Genomic DNA, 3,187 nt, shown 5'->3' on the forward strand with positions numbered 1-3,187 from the left:
GGTGCTGGCCCGTGGTCAGCCAGAGCAGCAGCCGAAAGAGCACGTCGGCCGCCGGGTGGACCACCAGCGCCCGATGCGCCAGCCCCCGATGCAGGTAGATCGAGGTGGCGATGACCGCGAGCTGGGTGAGGGCGATGGTGATGAAGGCAACCGTGAGGGCTTGAGTCAGCACAGGAATCTCCTCTTGTGTGAGCGCCGGTGGCGGCGCCGGTGACGGCAAGGCTGTCTGTGTACTACAACAATAGTACACACGGACACCCACGTCAAGACGGAACTCCAGGGGCCTCCACGGACGACCGGCTACCTGTCACGGCCCCTCGGCGGGCTCGCCGCCCGGCGCGGCCTTCGTGATCGCCCGGGCCCTTTCGCGAGGCGAGACCCCCTGCCCCGCGAGCGGACCGGCGCCCCGGCGGTCGGGCAGGATCAGCTACCGTATTCCATGATGTAGAGTCACGGAGCTCAGGCGGCGAGGAAGTGGGGAACCGCGATGTGGCCCAGCACGGCGTGGGGATCCTGCAAGAGCTTCCACATCGCCCACTCGTCTTCGGTCTTGAGGTTCACACCGAGGTGGGCGCCGAGCTTGCGGCCGTGCAGCATCACGCGCTCGCCGATCGGCCGCCGCACGCCCTCGAACTGCGCGAGTTCCGCGTCGATGTCGGCGCCGTGAGCCCCGAGCGCATCCGCCAGAGCCCGAGCGTCCTCCGCCGCCTTCGACACGCCGAACCCCATGTGCGGCCGGCCGACCGATGCGGCATCGCCGATCAGCACGACGCGGCCGAGCACCATCCGAGGTGACGCCAGGTCGTAAATCGGCGTGAAGACCTCCCAGCCAACCCGGCGAAGCAGCGCCGCCGTGAACAACCCGGACATCGACCCGCCGATCACGATGGCGCGTCGACCGACTCTCCGGGAGCCTCGGGCGGCGCTCAATCGAGCCTCCACGCCTCCACAGAAGCTGGCGCTGGCCCGATCGACGGCGACTCGTGGACGGCGCCGGTCACCCCGTCGACGACCAGCAGGCAACCGTCGGTGAGGCGACGCGTGGCGTCGGCCACGCCGAGGACGGCCGGAAGGCCGCGCTCACGGGCCAGGGCGGCGAGATGCGAGGTGCTGCCGCCGAGCTCGGCCACCACCGCCGCCACGCGCGGGAGGACGGACGCCAGCGCCGGTCCGGCCACCCGCGTGACCAGCACGTCTCCGACCTCGACACGCGCCAGATCCGCCTCGTGCCGCACGACGCGCGCCGGCCCCGCCGCCCGACCCACCCCGGCCGGCTGGCCCACCAGGAGCGCTGAGCCGGGCCCGGGCGGCCCGGTGTCGCGCGCTTCAGCCACGTCGAGCGGTCGCGCCTGCAGGACGTGGAAGCCCAGCTCGTCGAGCGCCCACTCGACCTCGACCGGCTCGCCGAGCGCGGCCTCGACGGCGAGGACCAGGCGTGCCAGGGCCAGCGCCTCGGTCTCCGTGAGACACGGCGCGCCCATCTGCTCCGGCGCCACGGAACGCCAGCGGCCGCCGTCCCCGGGCCCGAGGCACCGAGGCTTGCGGCCCGGCGTGACGCGTCGAAACGCTGGTCCCTCGCGACGCAGGACATAGCGGTCCGGCACCACCTCGCCGTGAGCCACGGCCGGCCCCAGACCCCAGGCGGCGGTGAGAACGAGCGACCCGTCCGGCGTCCGGCTCAAGGCCCCGCCCGCCGCGCGCGCCGGCACGAGCCGCTGGATCAGGACGGCCATCGCCGTCGCGGCCGGATCGAGTCCCCGCTCGCCCAGATAGCGGAGCGCGCGGGTCGACCAGAGCGAGGCCCAGCACGCGCGAACCGCCGTCACGAGATCACGGGCGTCGGCCACCCCCAGGAACGTCTCGAACTGCCCGGCGAAGGAGGCCCCCGGCGAATCCTCGAGGAGCGCGGACGAGCGGACAGCAACCAGCGCGCCCGCGGCGCCGGCCAGGCGCTCCCAGACGAGGGCCACGGCATCGGTGATCGATCGATCGAGAGGATCGCGCAAACAGACGAGCCGGCAGTTGAGCGCCCGCCGGCGGTCTCCGACGGTCACCTCGCGGCCGACGGCGGCGAGGTGGGCGCGATAGGCGCCCGCCGTCAGACAGAACCCGTCCGGAACAGGGAGGCCAGCGGCGCGGAGCCGCGCGAGGGTGGCGGCCTTGGGTCCGACCTGGGCTCTCGTGGCCGCGTCGCGATCGCTCAGGGCGACGAGCATGTCGTCCTCGCCCCTCAGTCCACGACGGTGATCTGCTCGACCGGGAAGTTCGAGATGATCTCGGTCCGGTCTTCGTGGACGATCAGCATCTCCTCGATCCGCACGCCGAACTCGTACCGCTTCCCGTGCTGGGTCTCGAGCGCGAAGACCATGCCCGGACGGATCTCCAACGGGTGATCGAGGGACCAGATGCGCGAGATCACCGGCTGGTCGTACTGGGCCAGGCCCAGGCCGTGTCCCCACAGGTTGGCCGCCGCCTGGTCCTCCTCCTCGTAGCCCCAGGCCTCCTTGGCCGAAGGCCACTTGAGCGCGATGTCCCGCGTGGTGGCGCCCGGCCGCACGGCGTGGATCGAGTCGTAGAGCCACTTGAGCGCGGTCGCGTAGTAGTCCTTCATCTCCTGGGTCGGCGGCTTGCCCACGCAGTACGTCCGGTAGTAGCAGGACTTGTAGCCGTTCCAGGTGAGCGCGGCCAGGTCCATGAACACGATGTCGCCCGGCTTGATGATCCGGTCGGAGAAGTTACGCCAGTTGGGCCAGGTATTCGGGCCGGAGGAGACGATGACGTCCTCGACGTCCTCCATGCCGGGGATGCCGTAGAGGTACTCCATGATGTGCGCGGTGACCTGATTCTCGGTCAGGCCCGGCTTGAGGAAGCGCATGGTCTCCCAGTGGGCGGCGTCCCCGATCGCCCCCACGACCCGCAGGCACTCCTGCTCGTCGACGTTCTTGATCGCCCGGGCCTCCATCATCGGCGTCATCCCGTCGGCCCACTTGAGCTTGGCCTCGCCGAAGGCCTGGAGCATGTTGATGTCGATGAAGTCCACCCCGAGCGTCTGGTCCAGCACCCCGAACCGCCGCATCTCCTCGACGATCGCGTCGGTGAACTTCTTGACCTGCTGGCGGGAGGCCGGCCCGGCCGCCCCCTTGATCCAGGCGTAGGACCAGCGCACGTTCTCGGGCGGGAGCCAGGG

Annotated in this window: 3 protein-coding genes; all 3 read right to left on the minus strand. The window is 71.0% G+C overall.

What is annotated here, in order from left to right; all coding sequences use genetic code 11:
* Positions 1 to 459 precede the first annotated feature (459 nt).
* Positions 460 to 885 (minus strand): FAD-dependent monooxygenase, encoded by a 426-nt coding sequence (locus VGW35_14710; GenBank protein ID HEV8308910.1) that lies wholly within the window; start codon positions 883 to 885, stop codon positions 460 to 462.
* 41 nt (positions 886 to 926) lie between these two features.
* Positions 927 to 2,216, minus strand: coding sequence for a PEP/pyruvate-binding domain-containing protein (locus VGW35_14715; GenBank protein HEV8308911.1), 1,290 nt, complete (start codon positions 2,214 to 2,216; stop codon positions 927 to 929).
* A 14-nt stretch (positions 2,217 to 2,230) separates the two neighbouring features.
* The coding region (locus VGW35_14720; GenBank protein ID HEV8308912.1) for a Xaa-Pro peptidase family protein at positions 2,231 to 3,187 on the minus strand (957 nt) is incomplete at its 5' end.

The organism is Candidatus Methylomirabilota bacterium, from assembly GCA_036005065.1.
In the GTDB taxonomy this organism is placed as follows: Bacteria; Methylomirabilota; Methylomirabilia; order Rokubacteriales; family DASRDR01; genus DASYQW01.

Excerpts from the sequence above, each read along its gene's own strand:
- VGW35_14715 (HEV8308911.1), bottom strand. The coding sequence starts at position 2,216 with ATGCTCGTCGCCCTGAGCGATCGCGACGCGGCCACGAGAGCCCAGGTC.